The sequence below is a fragment of the Phyllobacterium sp. CL33Tsu genome (assembly GCF_900113985.1).
Taxonomy (GTDB): domain Bacteria; phylum Pseudomonadota; class Alphaproteobacteria; order Rhizobiales; family Rhizobiaceae; genus Phyllobacterium; species Phyllobacterium pellucidum.
Genome location: NZ_FORJ01000003.1, coordinates 366903 through 389923 on the forward strand (window position 1 = coordinate 366903; position 23021 = coordinate 389923).

General features: G+C 58.3%; 20 protein-coding genes and 1 tRNA gene. 11 read left to right on the plus strand and 10 right to left on the minus strand.

The window, feature by feature from the left end; genetic code table 11:
• Positions 1-111 precede the first annotated feature (111 nt).
• Complete coding sequence (locus BM074_RS14445) at positions 112-1314, plus strand: UbiH/UbiF family hydroxylase (RefSeq protein ID WP_091922867.1); 1203 nt, start codon at positions 112-114, stop codon at positions 1312-1314.
• Here the strand turns inward: BM074_RS14445 and BM074_RS14450 are convergent.
• Together BM074_RS14450 and BM074_RS14455 are read right to left on the minus strand one after the other, a co-directional pair.
• Positions 1311-2657: an Nramp family divalent metal transporter gene (locus BM074_RS14450; RefSeq protein WP_091922869.1), complete on the minus strand. Its 1347-nt coding sequence runs from the start codon at positions 2655-2657 to the stop codon at positions 1311-1313. The genes BM074_RS14445 and BM074_RS14450 overlap by 4 nt on opposite strands.
• Positions 2658-2821: 164 nt before the next feature.
• Positions 2822-3766 (minus strand): AEC family transporter, encoded by a 945-nt coding sequence (locus BM074_RS14455; protein WP_091922871.1) that lies wholly within the window; start codon positions 3764-3766, stop codon positions 2822-2824.
• 94 nt (positions 3767-3860) lie between these two features.
• Between BM074_RS14455 and hspQ the strand changes: the two genes are divergently transcribed.
• Positions 3861-4196, plus strand: a complete 336-nt coding sequence (gene hspQ, locus BM074_RS14460) for a heat shock protein HspQ (RefSeq protein ID WP_027233248.1) — start codon at positions 3861-3863, stop codon at positions 4194-4196.
• 70 nt (positions 4197-4266) lie between these two features.
• Here the strand turns inward: hspQ and BM074_RS14465 are convergent, their stop codons facing one another.
• Complete coding sequence (locus BM074_RS14465; RefSeq protein WP_027233247.1) at positions 4267-4887, minus strand: invasion associated locus B family protein; 621 nt, start codon at positions 4885-4887, stop codon at positions 4267-4269.
• A 369-nt stretch (positions 4888-5256) separates the two neighbouring features.
• Here BM074_RS14465 and BM074_RS14470 point away from each other — a divergent pair, with 369 nt between their 5' ends.
• Together BM074_RS14470 and BM074_RS14475 are read left to right on the plus strand one after the other, a co-directional pair.
• On the plus strand, positions 5257-6981 hold the full coding sequence (locus tag BM074_RS14470) for an extracellular solute-binding protein (RefSeq protein WP_244532863.1): 1725 nt from the start codon (positions 5257-5259) through the stop codon (positions 6979-6981).
• A gap of 9 nt (positions 6982-6990) precedes the next feature.
• A complete protein-coding gene (locus tag BM074_RS14475; protein WP_091922874.1) occupies positions 6991-7662 on the plus strand; it encodes a DsbA family oxidoreductase in 672 nt (223 codons plus the stop codon).
• Here the strand turns inward: BM074_RS14475 and mfd are convergent.
• On the minus strand, positions 7659-11159 hold the full coding sequence (mfd, locus tag BM074_RS14480) for a transcription-repair coupling factor (RefSeq protein WP_091922875.1): 3501 nt from the start codon (positions 11157-11159) through the stop codon (positions 7659-7661). The genes BM074_RS14475 and mfd overlap by 4 nt on opposite strands.
• A 7-nt stretch (positions 11160-11166) precedes the next feature.
• Positions 11167-11454, minus strand: coding sequence for an FAD assembly factor SdhE (locus BM074_RS14485; RefSeq protein WP_027233243.1), 288 nt, complete (start codon positions 11452-11454; stop codon positions 11167-11169).
• A gap of 208 nt (positions 11455-11662) precedes the next feature.
• Here BM074_RS14485 and recG point away from each other — a divergent pair, with 208 nt between their 5' ends.
• Complete coding sequence (recG, locus tag BM074_RS14490) at positions 11663-13762, plus strand: ATP-dependent DNA helicase RecG (protein ID WP_091922877.1); 2100 nt, start codon at positions 11663-11665, stop codon at positions 13760-13762.
• Here recG and glmS read toward each other — a convergent pair whose 3' ends face one another.
• From glmS to BM074_RS14505, 3 genes are all read right to left on the minus strand, one after another.
• Complete coding sequence (glmS, locus tag BM074_RS14495) at positions 13763-15586, minus strand: glutamine--fructose-6-phosphate transaminase (isomerizing) (protein ID WP_091922879.1); 1824 nt, start codon at positions 15584-15586, stop codon at positions 13763-13765.
• Between the two features lie 108 nt (positions 15587-15694).
• Positions 15695-17056, minus strand: coding sequence for a bifunctional UDP-N-acetylglucosamine diphosphorylase/glucosamine-1-phosphate N-acetyltransferase GlmU (gene glmU / locus BM074_RS14500; protein WP_091922880.1), 1362 nt, complete (start codon positions 17054-17056; stop codon positions 15695-15697).
• A gap of 90 nt (positions 17057-17146) precedes the next feature.
• The gene (locus tag BM074_RS14505; protein WP_091923037.1) at positions 17147-17893 is read right to left on the minus strand and encodes a cytochrome c biogenesis CcdA family protein; all 747 of its coding nucleotides are present in this window, start codon (positions 17891-17893) and stop codon (positions 17147-17149) included.
• Between the two features lie 272 nt (positions 17894-18165).
• Here BM074_RS14505 and BM074_RS14510 point away from each other — a divergent pair.
• Positions 18166-18241, plus strand: a tRNA-Lys gene (locus BM074_RS14510).
• Between the two features lie 116 nt (positions 18242-18357).
• On the opposite strand, the gene BM074_RS14515 is transcribed toward BM074_RS14510, so the two are convergent.
• Together BM074_RS14515 and BM074_RS14520 are read right to left on the minus strand one after the other, a co-directional pair.
• The gene (locus BM074_RS14515) at positions 18358-18666 is read right to left on the minus strand and encodes a helix-turn-helix transcriptional regulator (RefSeq protein ID WP_139217674.1); all 309 of its coding nucleotides are present in this window, start codon (positions 18664-18666) and stop codon (positions 18358-18360) included.
• Positions 18667-18872: 206 nt separating this feature from the next.
• Positions 18873-19118 (minus strand): hypothetical protein, encoded by a 246-nt coding sequence (locus tag BM074_RS14520; RefSeq protein ID WP_139217675.1) that lies wholly within the window; start codon positions 19116-19118, stop codon positions 18873-18875.
• A gap of 161 nt (positions 19119-19279) precedes the next feature.
• On the opposite strand from BM074_RS14520, the gene BM074_RS22755 reads away from it, so the two are divergent.
• From BM074_RS22755 to BM074_RS14540, 5 genes are all read left to right on the plus strand, one after another.
• Positions 19280-19564: a hypothetical protein gene (locus BM074_RS22755; protein ID WP_139217676.1), complete on the plus strand. Its 285-nt coding sequence runs from the start codon at positions 19280-19282 to the stop codon at positions 19562-19564.
• Positions 19565-19578: 14 nt separating this feature from the next.
• Positions 19579-19986 (plus strand): hypothetical protein, encoded by a 408-nt coding sequence (locus BM074_RS14525; RefSeq protein WP_091922885.1) that lies wholly within the window; start codon positions 19579-19581, stop codon positions 19984-19986.
• The gene (locus BM074_RS14530) at positions 19983-20213 is read left to right on the plus strand and encodes a hypothetical protein (protein ID WP_091922887.1); all 231 of its coding nucleotides are present in this window, start codon (positions 19983-19985) and stop codon (positions 20211-20213) included. Before BM074_RS14525 ends, BM074_RS14530 begins: the two co-directional genes overlap by 4 nt.
• A gap of 116 nt (positions 20214-20329) precedes the next feature.
• Complete coding sequence (locus BM074_RS14535) at positions 20330-21526, plus strand: DUF3631 domain-containing protein (protein ID WP_091922889.1); 1197 nt, start codon at positions 20330-20332, stop codon at positions 21524-21526.
• A 259-nt stretch (positions 21527-21785) separates the two neighbouring features.
• Positions 21786-22832 carry a hypothetical protein gene (locus BM074_RS14540; protein WP_091922891.1) on the plus strand — a complete coding sequence of 349 codons (1047 nt, stop codon included), beginning with the start codon at positions 21786-21788 and terminating at the stop codon, positions 22830-22832.
• Positions 22833-23021: the final 189 nt, after the last annotated feature.

Sequence of the window (23021 nt, forward strand, 5' to 3'; positions counted from 1 at the left end):
AACGACGAACGATTTGCGATCAGCTTTTCTTGAAATTGGCTGAAAGCGCAAGCAATGAAACTCATATAAACTGTTGAAAGCCCCGCACGGGCCCGCAAATGGGAGACAGATATGACCAGCACCAGAACCGATCCGATCGTCATTGCCGGAGCTGGGCACGTCGGGCTGATTGCTGCGATCGCCACGGCCCGCTCGTTCGACAATGTCGTCAGCCTCGGCGTCGTGCCTGAAGCCTCCGACAAGCGCACCACGGCGCTGATGATGCCAGCCATCAAGTTCCTGGAAAAGATCGGCCTGTGGGAAACGATCGAACCGCACGCAGCCCCGATCACCACGATGCGCATCCTCGATGGCACGCAGCGTCTGATCCGCAGCCCTGCCGTCACGTTCGAGGCCAGCGAGATTGATGAACCGGCATTTGGTTACAATATTCCCAATACGACACTGACGTCTGTCCTTGCTGACGCACTCCAGCATTCAGGCGCGAGGCACATTGCCGCCTCGGCCAGCCACTACCACCCGAGCGACGACGCAATTACGGTGGAAGCCAATGATGGCTCGAGCATTACTGCGAACATTGTGATTGCGGCGGATGGCCGGTCCTCGCTTGCTCGCGAAGCGGCAGGCATTTCCGCCCGGACCTGGTCATACAACCAGACGGCCATCGTGCTGAGCTTCAGCCACACGCGCGACCACCACGACATTTCGACGGAGTTTCACACTGAGCACGGACCGTTCACACAGGTCCCGCTCCAGGGGAAGCGGTCGAGCCTCGTATGGGTGACGACGCCGGCGCACGCGGTTGAACTGCTTGAACTCACTCGCGACCAGCTCGCAATGCGGGTGGAAGAGCGCATGCAGTCCATGCTCGGCGCAGTGACCGTAGAGGTCGATCCGCAAAGCTGGCCGCTCTCCGGCCTCGTTCCGACATCGTTCGCTCGAAATCGCGTGTTTCTTGCCGGCGAGTCCGCTCATGTTTTCCCGCCCATAGGCGCGCAAGGTCTCAACCTCGGCGTAAGGGACGTCGAGACCCTGCTCGAGACCTTCCCGACGGACGGGGCCGATCTCGGCTCATCACGGGTCATCTCGACCTATAACCGCAAGCGCAGCCCTGACATCTTTGCGCGGACGGGTGCGGTCGATGCACTGAACAGATCGCTCTTGTCTGATTTCCTTCCGGTGCAGATGGTCCGCAGTGGGGGCCTGGAATTGTTGCGCGTATTTTCGCCCCTGCGCGGCTTCGTCATGCGTGAAGGGCTTCGTCCGGGCAGCGGCTTCCGCTTTACGCGCAAGCACACTGGCCCGGAACTTTAGGCAAGAACGAAGTCGTAAAGCAGCTTCACATTGAGTACGGCGATCACGATCGCAATGATGACGGCAAACGTGGTCAGCCAGCGCGGTGAGACCAAAGCGCCCATCTTGGCCTTGCTTGCCGTGAACATGACGAGCGGGAACACCGCAAATGACAGTTGCAGGCTGAGCACCACCTGAGTCAGTACGAGCAGCTTCGCCGTTCCGCTTTCGCCATACCAGATCGTCACGATCGCAGCCGGGATAATCGCAATCGCGCGGGTGATCAGCCTGCGTAGCCATGGTGCGAGCTTGATGTGGAGAAAGCCCTCCATGACGATCTGGCCTGCAAGCGTGGCTGTGACCGTCGAGTTGATGCCGCAGCACAAGAGCGCAATGCCGAACAGGGTGGGAGCAATCGCAAGACCGAGCAAGGGCGCAAGCAGGGAATGTGCTTCGCCAAGTTCCGCAACCTCCGTGCGGCCGGTCGTATGGAAGGTCGCTGCGGCGAGGATCAGGATCGAAGCGTTGATAAGAAGTGCAAACATCAGCGCCGCGGTCGAATCGATCGTCGCGTATTTGAGCGCCTGCCGTTTCTCGGGCAGCGTATCGCCGTAGGCGCGCGTCTGCACGATACCCGAATGCAAGTAGAGATTGTGCGGCATCACCGTGGCGCCGAGGATACCCAGCGCCAGATACAGCATTTCCGGATTGGTCACGATTTCAGTCGTCGGGGCAAAGCCCTTGATCACCGCGCCCCATTCAGGATCGGCAAGAAAAATCTGGATGCCGAAGCAGACAGCAATCACGCCGAGCAGCGTTATGATCAACGCTTCCACCCAGCGGAAGCCTAATTTCTGCAGGTACAGAATAAGGAAAACATCGAGCGCAGTGATGAGGACGCCGATTTCGAGCGGAATGCCGAAAATAAGATTGAGGCCGATCGCTGTGCCAATGACTTCCGCAATATCGGTTGCGATGATGGCGATCTCCGCAAGGAACCACAGCGTATAGGCAACGGGCTTTGGAAAAGCATCCCGGCAAGCCTGCGCAAGGTCCCTGCCCGATCCGATCGCCAAACGCGCGCAGAGAGCCTGCAGAACGATCGCCATGATGTTGGAGATCAGCGCGACAACAAGCAGCGAATAGCCAAACTTCGAACCACCGGCGAGCGATGTCGCCCAATTGCCGGGATCCATGTAGCCGACCGCCACGAGATAGCCCGGTCCGACAAATGCCGCGGCACGCCGCCAGCCCGGTCCGGTCGAGCGCACAGCGACCGAACGATGAACGTCGGACAAAGATGCCTCGCCCCGGGCATGCCGCCATCCATCGGCCGCCGGGGTGTGCTGCGCTAGCTGATCCATGAATTCTCCGAAACGCAATTGCAAATCATTCGCAACTATATAAACAGATGGACGCTACAGCCGCAAGGGGGGTGGCCCACAAAACTTTAGAATTGATACAAACTAGCTAGCCGATAGCGAGCAGCCGGGCGCGAAGGGGACTACAGGTGCGGAGCTATGAAGGCTCAACCAACCAGCCCATGTGTCATGGCGTAGAGCCAAAGCGTCAATGTCACGATCGAAAACAGGGTGGTCGCGAGCACCGAACTCGACGCGCGCTCGACCCAGACCCCGTATTGCTGGGCTATGACGAAGACATTCGTCGCGGTTGGCAAGGCCGCCATGAGCATTGCCGTATAGACCCATACCGGTGGGAAATCGCCGGCCAGGCGCAAGACGCAGTAAATCAATACGGGCTGGACGACGAGCTTCAGCGGAACAATCAAATAGAGTTCCTTCGGCACACGTCGTAAGGGACGCAGCGCCAGCGTCGCGCCCATTGCAAAGAGCGCGCAAGGCGCCGCCGCGCGGGCAAGAAAATCGATCATCCGGTCGACCGCCACAGGCGGCTCCAGTCCGGTGATGGCCGCTCCTACCCCGAAAATGGTGGCGATGATGAAAGGGTGGCCAAATATCTTCTTGAGCACCCCGGCGGCGAGATCGCGCGGCGAACGCTTGTCGTTGCCGGAAAGCGCCATCATCAACGGCGCCATCACGAAATGCAGCGTGTTGTCAAAGCAGAAGATGAGTGCGACCGGCACGGCTGCCGGCGCGCCGAAAGCAAGGATCGCCAGCGCCGGGCCCATGTAGCCAATATTGCCGTAGGCCGCCGCTAGCCCCTGAATGGTGCTCTCGTCAATGCGGCGTGTGCGCACGAACGCGACCACAAACATTGCCATGAAGATCAGGAAGGTCGATGCGGTGCAGCCAATGATAAAGCCCCACTGCGTCAATTCGGCCACCGGCGTCTTCGACAAAATCTGGAAAAACAGCGCCGGAAGCGCCACATAGACGATGAACGTATTCATCCACCCGAGCGCCTCGAGCGGCTGATGTTTTACCTTGGCCACGAAAAAGCCAAGAAAAATCAGCCCAAAGAAAGGTAAGACCAGGTTGAATACATCAAGCATAAGCAGGCTTTGAGGTTTGCCGCGCCGGAAACAAGAGCAAGGACGCTTTAGGCTCGCGGGATTGGACAGAAACGGATATCTATCCTGAATGACGATGATAAAACAGATACGGCATGCCAAATTTCAGATCGGTCAGGTCGTCAGCCACCGCATTTTTGCGTTTCGTGGCGTGATTTTCGACGTTGATCCCGAGTTCAGCAACACCGAAGAATGGTATCAGTCCATTCCCGAAGAGATCAGGCCGCATCGCGACCAGCCCTTCTACCATCTCTTTGCCGAGAACTCCGAGACAGAATACGTGGCCTATGTTTCGGAACAAAACCTCGTTGCCGATACGACCGGAACACCTTTGCGCCACCCGCAGATCAAGAACGTGTTCGAAAAGATCGAGGATGGCGTCTATCGGGTCAAGCGGCCGCATCTCAACTAACGCCCCGCACCGAAGCCGAACAATAAAAAAGGGACGCGTCACCGCGTCCCTTTTTGTGTGCGCTAACTGATCAGTTGCCGGCTTTCGCCTTTTCCTGTTCGGCCTTCATCTTGTCTTCAAATTCCTTCTGGCGCTTCTGAACTTCGCTCTGCAGCGTCTTCTGGCGTTGTTCGAGTTCGTTCTGCTGCAGGCCGGGGCCGTCATAGGCCTGGCTGAAGCCGGTCAGAGCGACATTGATCGGATTAGGCTTGTTCTGGAAGTTGACCGAAGTCAGCGTCAGCTGGTTGCCCTTCTTGAACGAGTTGAGCAGATCGTCCGACAAGGCGACTTCCGAAATGCAACGATCCGGGAAGCAGATCGCGTACTCGATCTTCTGGGTCTTGCCGCCATTGATCTGGAGGCCGACGCCCGGAGGAATGAGACGTCCGGTCGGAACCGATACCTGGAAGATCTTGCGGTTGATCTTGCCCTTGATCTCGATGAGGTTGACCGCGGTCAGGAGCTGGCCGCTATCGGCAGTCACGATGTTCTGGGTGTTGCAGATATCGTTTTCTTCCTGCTTGGAGCAGACCTTGAACCAACCTTGCGGCGCTCTCTGCTGCTGGGCTGCTGCTGGTACTGCCGCGGCGGCGAGCAATGCGATGGCACCAGCGAATGATGCGGTTGCCGCGATGGACTTCGGGTTGGACATGGTCAACTGGTTCCTTTCAGCGCACTTATCCTAAGTGTATCTCGATCATCTCTATTTGCTTGTCTGGCTTTGGTTGCCAAATGCGGCAAGAGAGTGACCCTTTGAATATCGAAGGCCGTGTTACACTGCATGTTCTCTCAAATCCAGCCACCTTTTGGACTAGTTGGGGATTCCCCTCGAGGATTTACGGCGCACGCCGCAGAATCGTCGTCAAGTGGTAGTCTCTGTCACGAATCAGAATGAATTCCCGGCTTCCGGGAATGCTAGGTCGAGACGATGTTGAAGAAAACTACCCAGGCGCTGACTATACTTGCCACGATTTGTTGTACAATAAGCGGCGCATTTGCCGAACCGAGGCATGGAATCGCCATGCACGGAGAACCGGCCCTGCCCGCGGACTACAAGCATTTCCCGTATGTCAATCCGGATGCCCCCAAGGAAGGCTCGATCACCTATGGTGTCGTCGGCACGTTTGACAGCCTCAACCCGTTTCTGGTCAAGAGCATGCGGACATATGCGCGTGGCCTGTTCAGTGACGGCGAGTTCGGCGATCTCGTCTATGAATCGCTGATGCAACGCAACGCCGATGAGCCGTTCACCATGTACGGCCTGCTGGCCGAAAAAGTCGAAACCGACGATGAGCGGACTTGGGTCGAATTTACGCTGAATCCCAAAGCAAAATGGTCTGATGGCGAGCCGGTTACGCCCGACGACGTGATATTCACCTTCGACCTCCTGACAAAAAAGGGCCGCCCACCCTTCAGCGGCCGGATGAAGCTCATTTCGAAGATCGAGAAGATTGGCGAGCGCGGCATTCGCTTTACGTTCAACGACCAGGCCAACCGCGAATTTCCGCTGATCCTCTCATTAATGCCAGTTCTTCCCAAACATGCCATCAACATCGACACCTTCGACAGTTCGCCTCTCTCGATACCTGTGGGCAGCGGACCCTATACGGTCTCACAGGTGCAGCCGGGTCAGCGCATCGTCTACAAGCGCAATCCGGATTATTGGGGGAAAGATGTGCCGAGCCGCATCGGCTTCAATAATTTCGACAGGGTGACCGTTGAATATTTCCGCAACGACCAGGCGCAGTTCGAAGCCTTCAAGAAAGGTGTTTTCGATGTCTTCCTTGAGGGCGATCCCAACAAATGGGCAACTTCATATGACTTCCCGGCCATACGAGATGGCCGGGTTATCAAGGATACATTCGAAAAACACTCGCCTGCCAACATGTTCGGGTTCCTGTTCAATACGCGCCGCCCAAAATTTCAGGATCGAGCGGTTCGCCAGGCGCTGGCCCTGATGTTCGACTTCGAATGGGCGAACCGCAATCTCTATGCCGGACGTTACCGGCGGCTCGGCAGCTATTGGCAAGGATCGGAACTTTCGGCGCTGGGACGTCCTGCCGATGCTATGGAGCGCGAGTGGCTTGCGCCCTTTGCGGATTCTCTCCAGCCGGACGTGATGGACGGTTCGTTCGTGCCGCCGCAAACAGACGGCACGGGGCGCGACCGCAAGGAAATGAAGCGTGCCTTCGATATCCTGACCGAGCGGGGCTACAGGATCGAGAACGAACGGATGCTCGATCCACACGGAACTCCCCTCACCTTCGAAATCATGACGCGATCCGTTGGCGAGGAACGCTTGGGCCTTGCCTATAAGCGCACCCTTGAGCGGCTCGGTATCGGCGTCACCATCAGGACCGTCGATGACGCCCAGTACCAGAAACGGCTGCAGACCTTCGATTATGACATGATACTCGGTGCCTATGCGAGTTCGCTGTCACCCGGCTATGAGCAATATTATCGTTGGGGCAGCCAGTCGAAGGATGTCGAAGGCAGTTTCAATTATGCCGGCGTTGCCAATCCCGCCATCGACGCCCTCCTCGACAAGATGCTGGCGGTGCGCGGACAGGAAGAGTTTACCAGCACGGTCCGTGCTCTCGACAGGCTTTTGATCTCCGGCCATTATATGATTCCGATCTATTATCAGCCGGAGCAATGGGTTGCGCGGTGGTCGCACCTGCATCATCCCGAAAAGACCTCCCTCGTGGGAAACCAGCTGAACACGTGGTGGTCTGATAAACGATAGGTTGAAGTTATGCCCGAAAAGAAATTCACCATCGACGTGGTGTCGGATGTCGTTTGCCCCTGGTGCTTCGTCGGGCGAAAGCGGCTCGAACAGGCGCTCGAGCTCAACCCCGACATCGATGTATCGGTGAACTGGCGGCCGTTCCAGCTTGATCCGACGATCCCGCCGCAAGGCAAGGACCGCAAGCGTTACATGCAGGAAAAGTTCGGCAGCTCGGACCGGATCTTCGAGATCCATCAACAGCTTACTGAACTCGGCAAGGAGGTCGGCATTGAGTTCGACTTCGATTCGATCGAGATTAGCCCCAATACGCTCGACGCGCACCGCCTGATCCGCTGGGCATCGCAGGCTCAGCCGAATGTCCAGGACACGCTCGTCGGCATCCTGTTTTCCTACTATTTCGAGCAAGGCAAGGATATTGGCGACGCCGAGGTGTTGCTTGAAGCCGCTGCAGAGGCTGGCATGGATGTTGCCATCGTCGCGAGCCTCCTGGCAACGGATGCTGATGCAGTTGGTGTGCGGCAGGAGATCGATACGGCAAACCAGATTGGCGTGCGCGGTGTTCCCTGCTTCATCCTCGACCAGAAATACGCGGTGATGGGTGCGCAATCGGCCGAGACGTTGGCCGACGCGATCCGCCAGACGGCGGACGGTTTCGAGCCTGGAAGCGGAGCCGCCTAGGCGGCATCCGCCAGTTTCGCAAGTTGCGACATGACCACCGCAGCGCCGTTCAGGCGCTTTTCCGCCGTCGGCCAGTCGCGAACGAGCACGATGCTCTGATCCGGCCTGATCTTCGCCATGGAGCCCTGCTCGCCGATCATCTTGACCAGCGCTGCGGGATTGTTGAACGTCTTGTTGCGGAACTGGATCACCACGCCCTTCGGGCCGGCATCGAGCTTGTCGACATTGGCGCGGCGGCAGAGCGCCTTGATATAGACGATCTTCAGGAGGTGCTGCACTTCCTCGGGCAATGGGCCGAACCGGTCGATCAGTTCGGCGCCAAACCCGTCGATATCCTGCAGTTCCTCGAGATCTGCGAGACGGCGATAAAGGCCGAGGCGCAACTGCAGATCCGGCACATAGGCTTCGGGAATCATCACCGCCGTGCCAACGGATATCTGCGGCGACCAATGGCTGTCTTCTATTTCGCCCGTTCCCTTGATCTCGGCGACCGCTTCTTCGAGCATCTGCTGGTAAAGCTCGAACCCGACCTCACGGATATGGCCCGATTGTTCTTCGCCCAGAAGATTGCCGGCGCCGCGGATATCCATGTCGTGGCTGGCAAGCTGGAAGCCCGCGCCGAGCGTATCGAGCGACTGCAGCACCTTCAGGCGGCGCTCGGCCGTCTGCGTCAGCAATTTGTGCGCGGGCAGCGTGAACAGTGCATAGGCCCGCTGCTTCGAGCGACCGACGCGGCCACGCAGCTGATAGAGCTGCGACAGGCCGAACATGTCGGCGCGGTGGATGATCATCGTATTGGCCGTCGGGATATCGAGACCGGACTCGACGATCGTCGTCGACAGGAGCACATCATATTGGCCGTCGTAGAAGGCGTTCATGATGTCGTCGAGTTCGCCCGGCGCCATCTGGCCGTGTGCGACGGCGACCTTCAGTTCCGGCACCTGCGCGTCGAGGAACTCCTTGATTTCGGCAAGATCCGATATGCGCGGACATACATAGAAGCTCTGGCCCCCACGATAGCGCTCGCGCAGCAACGTTTCGCGGATGACGAGCGGATCGAAGGGCGAAACGAAGGTGCGCACGGCCATGCGGTCGACAGGCGGCGTTGTGATAAGCGACAATTCGCGAACGCCGGTCAGCGCAAGCTGCAGCGTGCGCGGGATGGGCGTTGCCGAAAGGGTCAGCACATGCACGTCCGACTTCAGTTCCTTGAGCCGTTCCTTGTGCTTGACGCCGAAATGCTGCTCCTCGTCGATGATCAGCAAACCAAGGTTCTTGAACGTTATACCTTGTCCGAGCAGCGCGTGGGTACCGACCGCGATATCCACCTTTCCCTCGGCGATGCCCTTCTTGTTCTCCGCAAGTTCCTTGGAGCCAACCAGCCGCGATGCCTGCGCCACATTGACGGGGAGCCCCTGAAACCGGTTGGAAAACGTCTTGAAATGCTGGCGGGAAAGCAAAGTCGTCGGAACAACGACAGCCACTTGGACGCCGTTCAGCGCCGCTACGAAGGCGGCGCGCAGCGCCACTTCCGTTTTGCCGAAGCCGACATCACCGCATACGAGGCGATCCATCGGCTTGCCGAGGGCCAGATCATCGATAACTGCATCGATGGCGCGGTCCTGATCTTCAGTCTCGTCATAGGGGAACCGGGCAGCAAATTCGCCGTAGAGCCCATCCGGCGGCGTGAGGACAGGTGCGCCCCGCATCTGCCGTTCAGCGGCGATCTTGATGAGATGGCCGGCAATGTCGAGCAACCGCTTTTTGAGTTTTGCCTTGCGCGCCTGCCACGCACCACCGCCAAGCTTGTCGAGGATGGCGGTTGAGGATTCCGAGCCAAACCTCGACAACAGCTCGATATTTTCGACCGGAAGAAACAGCCGGTCATCCCCGGCATAGTGCAATTCCAGGCAGTCGTGCGGGGCGCCGGCGGCAGTGATGGTGCGCAAGCCGATAAACCGGCCGATGCCGTGATCCACGTGCACGACGATATCGCCGGCATTGAGCGCGGATACTTCGCTGATGAAGTCGCGGTCGCGCTTGCGCCGCTTCGAATGTCGAATGAGCCGGTCGCCGAGTATGTCCTGTTCCGCGATCACGACGAGTTCGCCGGCGTCGAAACCGGTCTCCAGCGAAAGCACGCCGGCGGTGATCTTGTCGCGCGACAGAGCCTTGACCGTCCTCAGATCGTCGACAAGCTCGATCTTTTCGAGGCCATGTTCGTTAAGCACCTGGATGAGGCGATCGCGCGTGCCCTCGCTCCAGGCCGCAAGCAGCACCTTCTTGCCCGCCGCGCGCTCGTCCGCGATATGTTTCACCACGCTGTCGAAGACATTGGTATCCTTGGCAGTCCGCTCCTCGACGAAAGTCCGCCCGCGATGGGCGCCGGCATGGACGATGGACCGGCCGCTGGCAAACGGCGCATCGAAGGGCGTGAAATCAATGCGCATGCCGGACGTCTGCGCCGCTACCTCCACCGCTTCCGGCGTCAGATAGAGCAGGCCCGGTGCGACAGGCTTGTAGGGCACCGCATCGCCAGGCTCCTTGCCGTCCGATTGACGCCTGCGCGCTTCAAAATGGTCCAGCACCATCTTGTGGCGCTCGGCCATTGATTCATGCGCAAGATGATCGAAGACGACCGGCATGTCGCCGGTGTGGTCGAACACGGTTTCCAGCTTGTCGTAGAACATGGGCAGCCAGTGTTCCATTCCGGCAAAACGGCGACCCTCGGATATGGACTGGTAGAGTGCGTCATCACGCGAAGGCGCACCGAACGTCTGCACATATTGCGAGCGGAAATGGCTGATCACCTCGGGCGAGAGCGTGATTTCGCTCATCGGCTGCATGGTGAACTCGGTCTTCTGGCTCAGCGTCCGCTGCGTTGCCGGATCGAAAGCACGGATCGTCTCCAGTGTATCGCCAAAGAAATCGAGCCTCAACGGCGCTTCAGCGCCCGGCGCGAAGAGATCGAGAATGCCGCCCCGTACCGCGTATTCGCCGACGTCGCGAACCGTTGGTACGCGCTCGAACCCATTGTTTTCAAGACGCTGCACGAGCGCGTTCATGTCGATTCTATTGCCGGGCCTGGCCATGAAAAGCTGCTGAGCCAACACCTCGCGTGGCGGAAGCTTTTGCAGCATCGCATTGGCCGTAGCGAGGATCACACCGGGATGCTTGTGTTCACGCAATGCGGCAAGACCCGCAAGCGCCGCAAGGCGGCGTGCCGATGTATCTGCGCCCGGAGAGACGCGGTCATAGGGCAAGCAGTCCCAGGCCGGCAATTGCAGCACAGGGAGCTCGGGCGCGACAAAACTCAGGACCTGTTCCAGATCGGCAACGCGCTGGCCATCACGGGCGATGAAAAGCACGGGGCCGCCTGCCCCGGCCTCGGCAACGACCTTGGCCAGCGCAAACGCCTCATAGCCATCGACGACACCGTCGACAACGACATGGCCCGCTGTACCGGGCTTCAATCCAAGCTTGGAAAACGCAGTCATTGAATTTTCAGAATTTCATCTCTTTGCGGGACGCGACGATCTTGTGGAAGATGTGCGTATCGAATTCGGCAGGAACATCGGCTTCGCCCGTGACCCATTTTAGAAGATCGCGATCCAAAGCTTCCATGAGTGCTTCATATTGGTCAAGTTCGCGTTCTGACAAGGTCTCGATATGGACGTCGGCGAATTGCCCGAGGATCAGGTCCATTTCGCGCATGCCCCTGTGCCACGACCGGAACAACAGCTTGCGCTGTCGCGGCGGCAGGTCGGCGGTGGTGCGACTGCTTCCTGTCATAATCGGCTCCGTGTTCAGACCAATGCGCGCATTTTGGCGAGGGTATAGCCGCATCCGGCGGCCGTGTCAGCCTTGCTCATGCAATGTGCTGCCAATAATCCGGTACGGTCGCCAGTTCCGCGAATGGATACTCGGGATAAGGCCCCATGACAACGGAGACGCAGCAACGAGACTGGTCTCCAAACCCGAAACATTCTAGACCTTTGCCATGCGCCCATCCCTGCTCGATCCCCTCTTTGCTTCGGTTCGCACACTTTCCGGCATCGGCCCGAAGGTAACCGGCTTGCTCGCAACCCTGCTCGGCACGCCGCCGGGTCAGGACCCGCGCGTCGCCAATCTTGTCTACCTTCCCCCGCACAGCGTCATCGACCGGCGCCACCGGCCCGGCATAGCCCATGCGCCCGAGGGGGCCATCGTTACTCTTGAGGTGCGTATTGACCGCCACCTCCCGGGCGGACGCAGCAATGCGCCTTACCGGGTTTATGCGCATGACGATACGGGGGAGATCGGGCTGACATTCTTTCACGCCAAGCAGGCCTGGCTCGAAAAGGCGATGCCTGTCGGGGAAACGGTGATCGTGTCGGGCAAGATGGAGTGGTTCAACGGCCGGCCAACCATGGTCCATCCCGACCATATCGCCCGCCTCGACGACGCCGCATCGCTGCCGCTCGTTGAACCTGTCTATCCCTTGACCGCCGGCCTCTCGCCCAAAGTTCTGGCGCGCGGCGTAGAGGATGCCTTGACCAAAGTGCCGGAGCTGCCGGAATGGATCGACGCGCCGGTTCTTGCCGCCCACCGGCTTCCGTTACATCGCGAAGCGCTGCGGATCATGCACGGGCCGGCCGATCCGGCAGACATCGCGCTCGACGGCCCTGCCCGCCAGCGTCTTGCCTATGATGAGTTTCTCGCTGGCCAGCTGGCGCTCGCGCTTGTGCGGCTAAGGGCAAAGCGCCTTTCTGGCCGCAAGCTCGAGGGCAACGGCGAGACCAAGGCGCGGATCATTGCCGCATTGCCCTATTCGCTGACCAATAGCCAATCTGAGGCTATCAAGGAAATCATCGCGGACCTGCGCCAGCCCGATCGCATGTTGCGCCTGTTGCAAGGCGATGTCGGCTCCGGCAAAACGGTCGTAGGCCTGCTGGCAATGGCGCATGCCGCGGAAGCCGGAGGCCAGTCGGCCCTAATGGTGCCGACCGAAGTCCTGGCACGCCAGCATTACGCCACGATAGCGCCCCTCGCCGAGAAGGCCGGGCTGCGCGTTGCTCTTCTCACTGGGCGCGAAAAGGGCCGTGAGCGCGAGGACGTTCTCGAAGGACTGCGTTCCGGGGCGATCAATATCGTTGTCGGCACGCATGCGCTCTTCCAGGAAAAAGTCTCGTACCGCGACCTTGTCCTCGTCATTGTCGACGAGCAGCACCGGTTTGGCGTTCATCAACGCCTGCTCCTCACCTCCAAGGGTGACGCGCCGGACATGCTGGTGATGACTGCAACCCCCATACCCCGCACCCTCGTCCTCACCGCGTTCGGCGATATGGACGTATCGAAACTCACGGAAAAGCCGGCGGGCCGGCGGCCGATCACCACTGCGATCCTGCCGATGGACCGGTTGAGCGACCTTGTCGAGCGCATGCGGATCGCCATTGCCGACGGCCAGAAGATCTACTGGATCTGTCCGCTTGTCGAAGAATCGGAGGTCGTCGACCTTGTCTCGGCCGAAGAGCGGTTCGAATCGCTGAAGCCCCTGCTTGGCAGCAGCATCGGCCTGGTGCACGGCCGGATGAGCGGTCCGGAAAAAGACGCTGCCATGCTGGCGTTCAAGAATGGCGATACCCGGCTTCTTGTCGCCACAACGGTTGTCGAGGTTGGCGTCGACGTGCCGGACGCCACCATCATTGTCATCGAGCATGCCGAGCGCTTCGGCCTTGCCCAGCTGCACCAGTTGCGCGGCCGGGTCGGCCGTGGCGACAAGCCTTCGACCTGCCTTCTGCTTTACAAGGGGCCGCTCGGCGAAGTGGCGCAGGCAAGGCTCAAGATCATGCGCGAAACGGAAGACGGATTTCGCATTGCCGAGGAAGATCTGAAGCTGCGTGGTGAAGGCGAGCTTCTCGGCACGCGCCAATCCGGTACGCCCGGCTTCCGCCTCGCCAGCATCGAGGCGCATCAGGAGTTCCTGGAGATTGCCCGCAAGGATGCGCGCTATATTCTTGCGCGCGATCCCGAATTGCAAAGCGAGCGCGGCAAGGCGCTGCGCATACTGCTTTATCTCTTCGAGCGCGACGAGGCTGTCAGGCTTTTGCGCGCCGGCTAACTATTCGACCGTTACGGATTTTGCAAGGTTGCGGGGCTGGTCGACGTCGGTCCCCATGAACACCGCCGTATGATATGCCAGCATCTGGATCGGCAATGCATAGATGATCGGGGCGATGATTTCCGGCATGTCCGGCAGCACGATCGTGTGCATCGTATTCAATGTGCTCGCCGCCGCTCCCTTCTCGTCGGTGATCAGGATAATCTTGCCGCCGCGCGCCGCGACCTCCTGCATGTTCGAAACCGTCTTCTCGAACCAATGGTCATACGGCGCAATGACGATGACCGGCATCGATTCGTCGATCAGTGCGATAGGCCCGTGCTTCAATTCACCCGCCGCATAGCCTTCTGCATGGATGTAGGAAATTTCCTTGAGCTTCAGCGCGCCTTCGAGCGCAAGCGGGTAGCTGGTGCCACGGCCAAGGTAAAGCACGTGCTTGACCTGGCTGAGGTCACGGCTGATCGTCTCCATCTGTTCTTCGAGGCGCAGCGCGTGATTGGCAAAGCGCGGAATCTCCGAAAGCTCGCGCACGAGCTGGCGTTCTTCCTGCTCGTCGATCGTGCCTCGCATCTTGGCGGCGGCGACTGCGAGTGATGCCAGAACCGCCAATTGGCAGGTGAAAGCCTTGGTCGATGCGACGCCGACCTCAGGACCGGCGAGCGTCGGGAACACCGTGTTCGATTCGCGCGCCATCGTCGATTCGCGGACATTGACGATCGTGCCGATCTTCAGCCCCTGCTGCTTGCAGTAGCGCAGCGAGGCAAGCGTATCGGCGGTCTCGCCCGATTGCGAGACAAAGAGCGCAAGGCTGTCCTTCGACAGCGGCATCTCGCGATAGCGAAACTCGGAAGCGACATCGATGTCGACCGGGAGCCGCGCGATCCGTTCGAACCAGTATTTGCCGATGAGTCCGGCGTAGAATGCGGTACCGCAGGCAGATGCCGCGATGCGGTCCACCTTGCTGAAATCGAGGGGCGTTGCATCGGTGCGAACGGTTCCCTTGGCGAAATCGAGATAATTGGCAAGGGTATGCGAAATCACCTCCGGCTGTTCATGGATTTCCTTTTCCATGAAATGGCGGTGATTGCCCTTGCTGACCAGGAAGGCGGTTCCCGCCGACTTCTGAACCGGGCGTTCGACCTCCATGCCCGTCTCATCGTAGATCACGACGCCTTCGCGCGTCAGGACGGCCCAATCGCCATCTTCGAGATAGGAGAGATTGTCGGTGAACGGGGCAAGCGCAATCGCGTCCGAGCCCAGGTACATTTCACCGTCGCCATACCCCACAGCAAGCGGCGGGCCATTGCGGGCGGCAACCAGAAGGTCCTCCTCGCCCTTGAACATGATGGCGATGGCAAATGCGCCGCGCAGCTGCGGCAAGGTCTGGCGTACTGCATCGATGGGCGAAAGCCCGCGGTCGAGCGCGCGCGTCACCAGATGTGCGACGGTTTCCGTATCGGTCTCGGTCTCGAATTTATATCCGTCGGATTCGAGCATGGTCCGCAATTCGGCAAAGTTCTCGATGATGCCGTTGTGAATGACGGCGAGGCGCGGCGTCGTATGCGGGTGGGCATTGCGAACGGTCGGCGCACCATGGGTCGCCCAGCGGGTGTGACCGAGGCCGATCGTGCCGTTGAGAGGTTGCTCCTTCAGGAGCTTGTCGAGATTGGCGAGCTTGCCCTCGGCGCGGCGGCGGTCGAGGACACCATTGTTGAGGGTCGCGACACCGGCAGAATCATATCCGCGATATTCAAGCCGCTTCAGCGCATCCACGAGCAGCGGCGCGACCTGCTCCCGGCCGATAATTCCAACAATCCCGCACATGCAAAACTCCGATGCCCCAAGCTTTTTATGTTCCTGCCTTAGGGCGGAATCGCCCTGGCCGGAAGTCAATTTCCGTTGCGCAATCTTGCACGAACAATGGAATGCGATCTAGTCAGCCTTCTTGGCTAATTTCGCGGCGGCATAGCGGGCACGCAGTTCGATCGCGCGTCCTTCCTTGATTTCCTGACGCGCGCGCCCGAAAGCGAGGGCATCTGCGGGCACATTTGCCGTAATCACGCTGCCCGATGCGACATAAGCATTATCGCCGATCTTCACCGGTGCCACCAATGAGGTATTGGACCCGACGAAGACGTTGGCCCCGATCTCCGTCAAATGTTTATTGTAGCCGTCATAGTTGCAGGTAATCGCCCCCGCGCCGATATTGGCCGCTGCGCCGATCGTCGCATCGCCGATGTAAGTCAGATGATTGACCTTGGCGCCGATACCGACCATGGCATTCTTCACCTCGACGAAATTGCCGACCTTGGATTTTTCCGCAAGATCGGCACCGGGGCGCAGCCGTGCGAATGGACCGACATTGGCATTCGCGCCGATTTTCGCGCCCTCGAAATAGCAGAACGCATGGATAACCGCGCCTCGCGCCACCGTAACCCCGGGCCCGAAAACGATGTTGGGTTCAAGGATGGCGTCAGACTCGACCAGCGTGTCGTGCGAGAAGAACACTGTCTCCGGCGCATGCATCGTCACGCCGGCCATCATCATGTCGCGGCGCTTGCGGTTCTGCCAGATGGCTTCGGCCTCCGCGAGTTCGGCACGCGTATTGATGCCGATGACATTGTCCGGAGAAATCTCGATGGCAACGACGCTCTGGCCGCCGGCATTGGCGATCTCGACCACATCGGTCAAATAATATTCGCCATTGGCATTGTTATTGGTGATCCGGTCAAGCAGGCTGAGTGCACTCTTGCCGCGCAGCGCCATCAGCCCGCCATTGCACAGGCCGATCTGCTTTTCCTCGGCGCTCGCGTCCTTCTCCTCGCGAATCGCCACGAGACGGCCGTCCTTCTCGATGAGCCGGCCATAGCCGTTCGGCACAGCCGGACGGAAGCCCATGACGACCACATCGGCGCCGTCAGCAAGCTTGGCCCGCGCCTGCGCCAAAGCCGCAGTTTCGATGAGCGGCGTGTCGCCGAAGACGACCAGCACATCATCGTAGCCGCGTGCAATCGCGTCGCGCGCCGCCAGAACTGCATGGGCTGTGCCGAGCCGCTCGGTCTGCTCGTGCACGGTGACATTCGGCGCTATCGCGCGCACCGCAGCTTCCACCTTTTCGGCGCCCTTGCCGACGACGAGCGCAATGTCGCTGCCGCTAGCCCCCGTGACCGCCTTGGCCACATGCGCCACGATCGGCAGGCCCGCGATCATGTGCAGGACCTTCGGCAGCTCTGATTTCATGCGGGTGCCCTCGCCGGCAGCGAGAATGACGGTGAGGCAGGAGCGTGATGTCATGTCGGACTTCCAGATCAGTTTTGGCCGGGCATTCTCATGCCTGATCCGGCACGGGCCCTTTCGCCATTTGAATGAACATTTGAAGCACCTTTAGCCGAGTTGGCCGAGGATGGGAAATGTTTCAAGCAGCCAGAACGAGAAAGTCTGCAGTCCTCCGGTTAGGAACAGAATGCCCGTGACGACGAGAAGCCCGCCCATCACCTTTTCGACCTTGCCGAGATGCATGCGAAAGCGGCCGAGAAACTTCATGAACAGGCCCGAAAACAGCGCGGCGACGATAAATGGAATGCCGAGGCCGAGCGAGTAGACGGCAAGCAGAATTGCGCCGTCGGCGACCGTATCGCGCGCGCCGGCAAGGGCGAGGATCGGCCCCAGCACCGGACCGATGCAAGGTGTCCAGCCGAAGGCAAAAGCGAGGCCCATGACATAGGCCGAAAGCGGATTGGCGGGCTTGCCCTGCGTCTGGAATCGTGCCTCGCGCGAAAGGAAAGCAAGCTTGAAGACACCGAGGAAATTCAGGCCCATCAGGATGATGATGATGCCGGCAGCGATGGCGATCTCCTGCTGCCACATGCGCAAAAAGCCGCCGATCGTCGAAGCGCCGGCGCCGAGCAGAACGAACACAGTGGTAAAGCCAAGGACGAAGGCCAGCGAAGACATGAGCAGCGCCTGCCGCACGGGCGAGATGCGCGCCTGCGGCGAATCGGAACGGAAATCTTCCACCGTCACGCCCGCCATGTAGCAAAGATAGGGCGGGACGAGTGGCAGCACGCAGGGCGAAAGGAAAGACAGGGCGCCGGCGCCGACGGCCGTCAGGTAGGAAACATCAAGCGCCATGCGCGCTCCTTGAAAATGGCATTTCGTTGGGCGCGGATTATGCCGAATCCCCTGCGAAGGCCAATCACCTTTTCGCCAGTTTCGCCATGATTGGCGAACGGGCGCGGTTTCGCTCGCGGGTTCAAAGACCACAGCGCGCCGGAAAAGCAGCGAATCGCGCAAAATCAAGGCTTTTTTCCGCAAATTATCTGCATGTTAGTTGTTGACCGATGGCTGTCCCGCCCCTATGTTCCGCCGCACTTCCCGAGGCGATTGAACGCGCCTCGTTTTGGGAGCGCGTAGCTCAGCCGGTAGAGCAACTGACTTTTAATCAGTAGGTCCAGGGTTCGAATCCCTGCGCGCTCACCAAAAACCCGAAGAAAATCAAGACTTTATGAAACTAGAGCTTTCCGGCTGTTACTCAAATTCGCTTCTGAGGTAACGCTGGAGGTAACAAATCGCGGCTGCCAATTTGTCGCACCTCTCTAGCCGATGATCTTAGCGTGTTCCCACGCAAGCAACTCGCTCAGCCGCCAATAGTTGTGTTCCGACAGCTTCACTGGTTTGGGAAAGCCCTTCTGCTCGTCGTGGCTCCACCGGTAAAGAGTGACGCTGGTTATGTCCCCGTAACGCGCCCTCACCTGCTTCGCAGTCAAGTAACGCTCGTCTGCGGGATCGGCGCTGGGCATCTGGCAGGCATAGTTAGTGCTCTGTTTAAACAAAGACCCGACAGCACGGCTCAAGAAGTTGGCAGCAAACAGACCCCTAAAATCTGCGCTGACGGTTTCACTCACGGGCATTTTTTCCTCCACATAGCGGGGCGCGTGATTGCGCCGGAAAACAAGTGGTGACGCGCGGGGCTATTTTGTAGCCGTGATCGTAATTGTCGCAGTCCCGCCAGCAACGACAACACGGATAAAGGGCGGGTTTTCGCGGATCGTATCGGCGGCATTCGAAGCGGCTGCGAGGCTAATCGCAGCTGGGGTGTTGTTGGTATTTTTCAGCGCGAACCAGTTGGTGCCATCACGGGAAACTGCCGCATCTTGGGATCGTCGGAAGCCCACATTGTGCTGGGATCGCTCGGGTCATACGCAACAACCCCACTGCTCAAGCTGCCCGCTGGCAAGGCGTCAATAATGTCTGTCATCGCCTGCCGACGCTCCTCGATCACCTTGGGATCGGGGCGGTCAACGGGTCCATCCCACGGGTTATTGGGCAATTGGTGCAGATCGGGCAGCTTGGGCATCGTTAGGTCTCGGTGGTGGCATTCAACGACACGAGTTGCTTGCTCATATCGCTGCGCGTGATAGTATAACATAACAATCGGAGCGCCATGGCGCTATTGTTTTCAAACTAAACACTCCAGAGACAAACTCGATGCCAGACACAAATCCAGAATATTTAACCGTGAAGGGCTTTTGCACCCGGATCGGCATTTCCGAGGTGAGGCTCTACAAACTGTGGCGCAGGCAAGCGGGACCGCCCCGCGTCGTGCTTCAACCCCCGGGTTACGCGCGCCAGCAAATTCTCATCCCCGTAGCGGAAGGGTTGGAATGGGAGCGGGATCGCCAGTCTCGAATTCATCCCTCCATGCGCGCAGTCGCCAAGCAGCAACGTGACCGTGCCGCCGCACTACGCCGTGGCCGTGACGCCGCTCGTGTGCAGCTTGGCCGCCTCGAACTCACAGCCTAGAAGGAACAGCCTAAATGACAAACTATACTCAGAATGCCCCACAAAACCCCGTGGAAGAGCTTCTTGCGTTAGAGGCTCAGACACACTCAGAAGCACAGAAAACCCCTGTAGAAGCCACTATAGGGCTTTCCCTGACTTCCCTCAGCGAGGAGGACATTGAAAAGCTAAACACGGTCATCGTCGGGAACGAGCTGGCGGTAATGCGGCACTATCCCGAGGTCTTCACCTTCGCAACTTCTCGCTGGTCTGAGGCGGAGAAGCAGGCCGGACTGGAACGTATAGCGCAGCAAGCTGAGGCGTTTAAGGCCTCAATCGATGAGCAGTTGCAGAGGCTCGAACGCGCACAGCCCAAAGGGGATGCCGATTGCTCGATGATCGAGCAGCACATGCTGGTTATTGATCCAAAGGAGGTAAAAGCATGAGCACAGAGCCAGAAAGCAAGATTGGCTGTATCAACGGCGTGTCGATGGATTTTCGCGATCCCGCGCGTTGGTGGCGTGGCGAGGACCGACTGCCCGTCTCGGAGGAGGAAGCCGCGCGCGCCGGGTGGGACGTGGGCCTCTGGAAAGCGGAGCGCCACAAAAGGTACACGAGCTACAGATACGGGCGCGATCCCGTTCCGCATGAGCCGTGGCCCCGGAAGCCCTAGCAAGCCGCTCTCCGGCACACCATATGTAGGAAAAGATAAAGGCCCGCTACGAACGGGCCTTAAGGAAGAGAGCAAACTATGGAAGGCAAATCAGATCAACTAAGAGCCCTAACCACGTGGATAAATATAGTACACCCTCTGCTCAGGTTCAAGAGCAACAGCCGCCAGTAGACGGCGCTAAACTACTCTATAACATCGAGAAAACACTCCGTCGATTTATCGGCCTACCTCACGAGCAAGACTATCCGCTGCTCGCTGTCTATGCCCTCTATTCACACGCCTATAACGCCTTCGACCATGCGCCGCGTTTAAGTATCTGGTCGCCGACGCCCGGCAGCGGGAAATCCGAACTTCTCCGCGTTATGAGCTATCTTTTGCCCAATGGCAGTGTTGTGGCCAATATCACCCAAGCTGGCATCTTTCGGCTTATCAACAAGCAGCACACGCTCTTGATGGACGAGTTCGACAAAATGCTGGGCAACGGCAAGCTGCCGGGCGATATCCACATGACGCTCAACGCGGGTTGGACCCGGGACGCCACCGTGCCGCGTTTCAACAAAGACACGGACGAGATGGAAGCGTTCAAGCCGTTCGGCCCTGTAGTCATAGCCAGCAAAGGAAAACGGCTTCCTGACGACCTTGCTGACCGAAGCCTCCCCGTGACGATGCAAATGGGCGACGGCGGCTATGAAAAACTCAAGACACTCATACACAAACCTGAATTGGACACCTTGCGGGAGCAAGCAGCACTTTGGGCCAAACAAAACCACGAAGCGCTGCTCCTGGCCGAGCCCAAGCTTCCCGCTGGGTTTAAGAACCGCGCCGGAGACAACTGGTACCCGCTTTACGCCGTAACCGACATTGCTGACCCGAGTGGCAAATGGCACCTTAGTCTCGATGCCGTTGCTGTGCCCTTTGAAAAACAGAAACCCCAGACGGATACGGGACTTCTTTTACTTACGGACATTTACTCCTCAGTTGGTGACAGCGAGAAGGAGTTCGTCAGCTCCAAGGACTTATGCGACTTGCTCAACGAGCCCGAACACTGGCCATGGGGCAGCTATCGCGACGGCGCTGGCCTTGACCCGCGCAGGCTGAGTGGGTTGCTCACGCCCTTCTCAGTCAAATCGGAGATGAGAGATACTGGCAGGGACGCCACAGGCAAACGCATCCAAGCGCGCGGCTATTTGATCAAGCATTTTGATGAGCATTGGCAGCGCTATGGGATCGCCAAAGGCCCTCGTGTGACACGTGTGACGGATGTGACGGATGTATTGGGACTAACGCGGGAACAGCTGGAAGAACGACGCTGAAAGCTAAGTTGTTGATATTATTATATATTTTCTATATATACCTGTAAAAACCGGCTGTCACGGGTGGTATGTCAGGGACGTGTCACACGTGTCACACGTGTCACAAGCGGCGGGATCGGAGGGAGAGCCAGAGACCGCCGCTTAGGGCACAAGCCACGAGAGGGCAAAGCCTGTATTCTGTGTAGAGCGCCTACTACCCATTGAAGACCCACCGTGCTCGTGGTCTCCTTGTCCATCGAACTATTGCGCGGAGTTTTCGGTGTTTAAGAAGAAGACCGTATTTGTAGTAGGTGCAGGCGCAAGTAAAGAAGTCAATCTGCCCGTGGGGGTGGAGCTGAAAAGCATTATCGCCGACAAGGTGGATATCTTTTTCGACCGTGGTCAGTTATCTCGTGGTGATGAAGAGATTGTGTTCGCTCTTCGGGATATGCTCCAGTCCGGTGGAAGTCCGGTTGACATCAATCCCTACGCGGCGGCCGGACGGCATATCGCATCGGCAATGCCGCAGGCACTGTCAATCGACAATTTTCTCCACACTCACTCCACAAACGAGAAGATCGTGTTGATGGGAAAAATAGGGATCGCTGCCAGCATTTTGCAAGCAGAGCGTGAAAGTAGTATCTATTTTGAACACGGGCAAGGCGACAAGCTTAATTTTCGCGAGATTGGAGATAGTTGGCATAATACATTTTGTAAGATGGCCCATGCTAACGTTCTGAAGGAAGATTTGGATACTATATTTGACAATGTAGCAATTATAACTTTTAATTATGACAGATGCATCGAGCATTACGTCTCTCATTCTTTGTCAAACTACTTCGGAATAACCTTGCAAGATGCGCAAGAACTTACAAAACAATTTGTGGTCATTCACCCCTACGGTCAGGTGGGCAAGCTCCCTTGGCAGGTGGACGATGGCAGTGGGTGTGCCTACGGCGAAGAACCAACGTGGGACATTCTCCTCCCCATTGCTCAACAACTTCGCACTTTCACCGAATGGAACCAGCAGGACCCGGTAATCGGTCAGATGAACAATCTGCTGCTCAATGCGGAACAAGTAATTTACTTGGGGTTCTCCTACGCTCCAATAAACATGAAACTCCTGTACACCAAAGGTATTGGATTTCAGAAAGACGTTATAGGAACCGCATATCGAATGCCTGACCCAGCGGTTAAGGCTGCAAAGTCTGCGATCATGCAGTCAATGGTGAGTACCGGGACCAGTGCCCTCGTTCGCACAGTGGAGCTAGCAGATTTGCTATGCAACCAGTTGCTTACGAACTACATGCAACAGATTTCAGACTAAGGACCAAGGTTAAGCCGATGTCAGATCATTACACTTTTAGCGGGCCACCTGAAAAATGGGGTTAGCTCTACAGCCTGATTGGGCTCATAGCCGCCGAAAGCAGCACGGCCCATTGGTTCGTTTTCGAGATTTTCCGTATTGTCCTTAAGATGGAACGCGAGCAGGCCGCTACGCTTTACTACGCCTTAC

Bases quoted from the DNA above. Each gene is read 5' to 3' on its own strand.
- BM074_RS14450 (WP_091922869.1), bottom strand. From the start codon at position 2,657: ATGGATCAGCTAGCGCAGCACACCCCGGCGGCCGATGGATGGCGGCAT.
- BM074_RS14505 (WP_091923037.1), bottom strand. From the start codon at position 17,893: ATGGCGCTTGATGTTTCCTACCTGACGGCCGTCGGCGCCGGCGCCCTG.
- hspQ (WP_027233248.1), top strand. From the start codon at position 3,861: ATGATAAAACAGATACGGCATGCCAAATTTCAGATCGGTCAGGTCGTC.
- BM074_RS14445 (WP_091922867.1), top strand. From the start codon at position 112: ATGACCAGCACCAGAACCGATCCGATCGTCATTGCCGGAGCTGGGCAC.
- BM074_RS14525 (WP_091922885.1), top strand. From the start codon at position 19,579: ATGACAAACTATACTCAGAATGCCCCACAAAACCCCGTGGAAGAGCTT.
- BM074_RS14485 (WP_027233243.1), bottom strand. From the start codon at position 11,454: ATGACAGGAAGCAGTCGCACCACCGCCGACCTGCCGCCGCGACAGCGC.
- BM074_RS14520 (WP_139217675.1), bottom strand. From the start codon at position 19,118: ATGCCCAAGCTGCCCGATCTGCACCAATTGCCCAATAACCCGTGGGAT.
- mfd (WP_091922875.1), bottom strand. From the start codon at position 11,159: ATGACTGCGTTTTCCAAGCTTGGATTGAAGCCCGGTACAGCGGGCCAT.
- BM074_RS14465 (WP_027233247.1), bottom strand. From the start codon at position 4,887: ATGTCCAACCCGAAGTCCATCGCGGCAACCGCATCATTCGCTGGTGCC.
- glmS (WP_091922879.1), bottom strand. From the start codon at position 15,586: ATGTGCGGGATTGTTGGAATTATCGGCCGGGAGCAGGTCGCGCCGCTG.
- BM074_RS14470 (WP_244532863.1), top strand. From the start codon at position 5,257: ATGCACGGAGAACCGGCCCTGCCCGCGGACTACAAGCATTTCCCGTAT.
- glmU (WP_091922880.1), bottom strand. From the start codon at position 17,056: ATGACATCACGCTCCTGCCTCACCGTCATTCTCGCTGCCGGCGAGGGC.
- BM074_RS14455 (WP_091922871.1), bottom strand. From the start codon at position 3,766: ATGCTTGATGTATTCAACCTGGTCTTACCTTTCTTTGGGCTGATTTTT.
- BM074_RS14530 (WP_091922887.1), top strand. From the start codon at position 19,983: ATGAGCACAGAGCCAGAAAGCAAGATTGGCTGTATCAACGGCGTGTCG.
- BM074_RS14475 (WP_091922874.1), top strand. From the start codon at position 6,991: ATGCCCGAAAAGAAATTCACCATCGACGTGGTGTCGGATGTCGTTTGC.
- recG (WP_091922877.1), top strand. From the start codon at position 11,663: ATGCGCCCATCCCTGCTCGATCCCCTCTTTGCTTCGGTTCGCACACTT.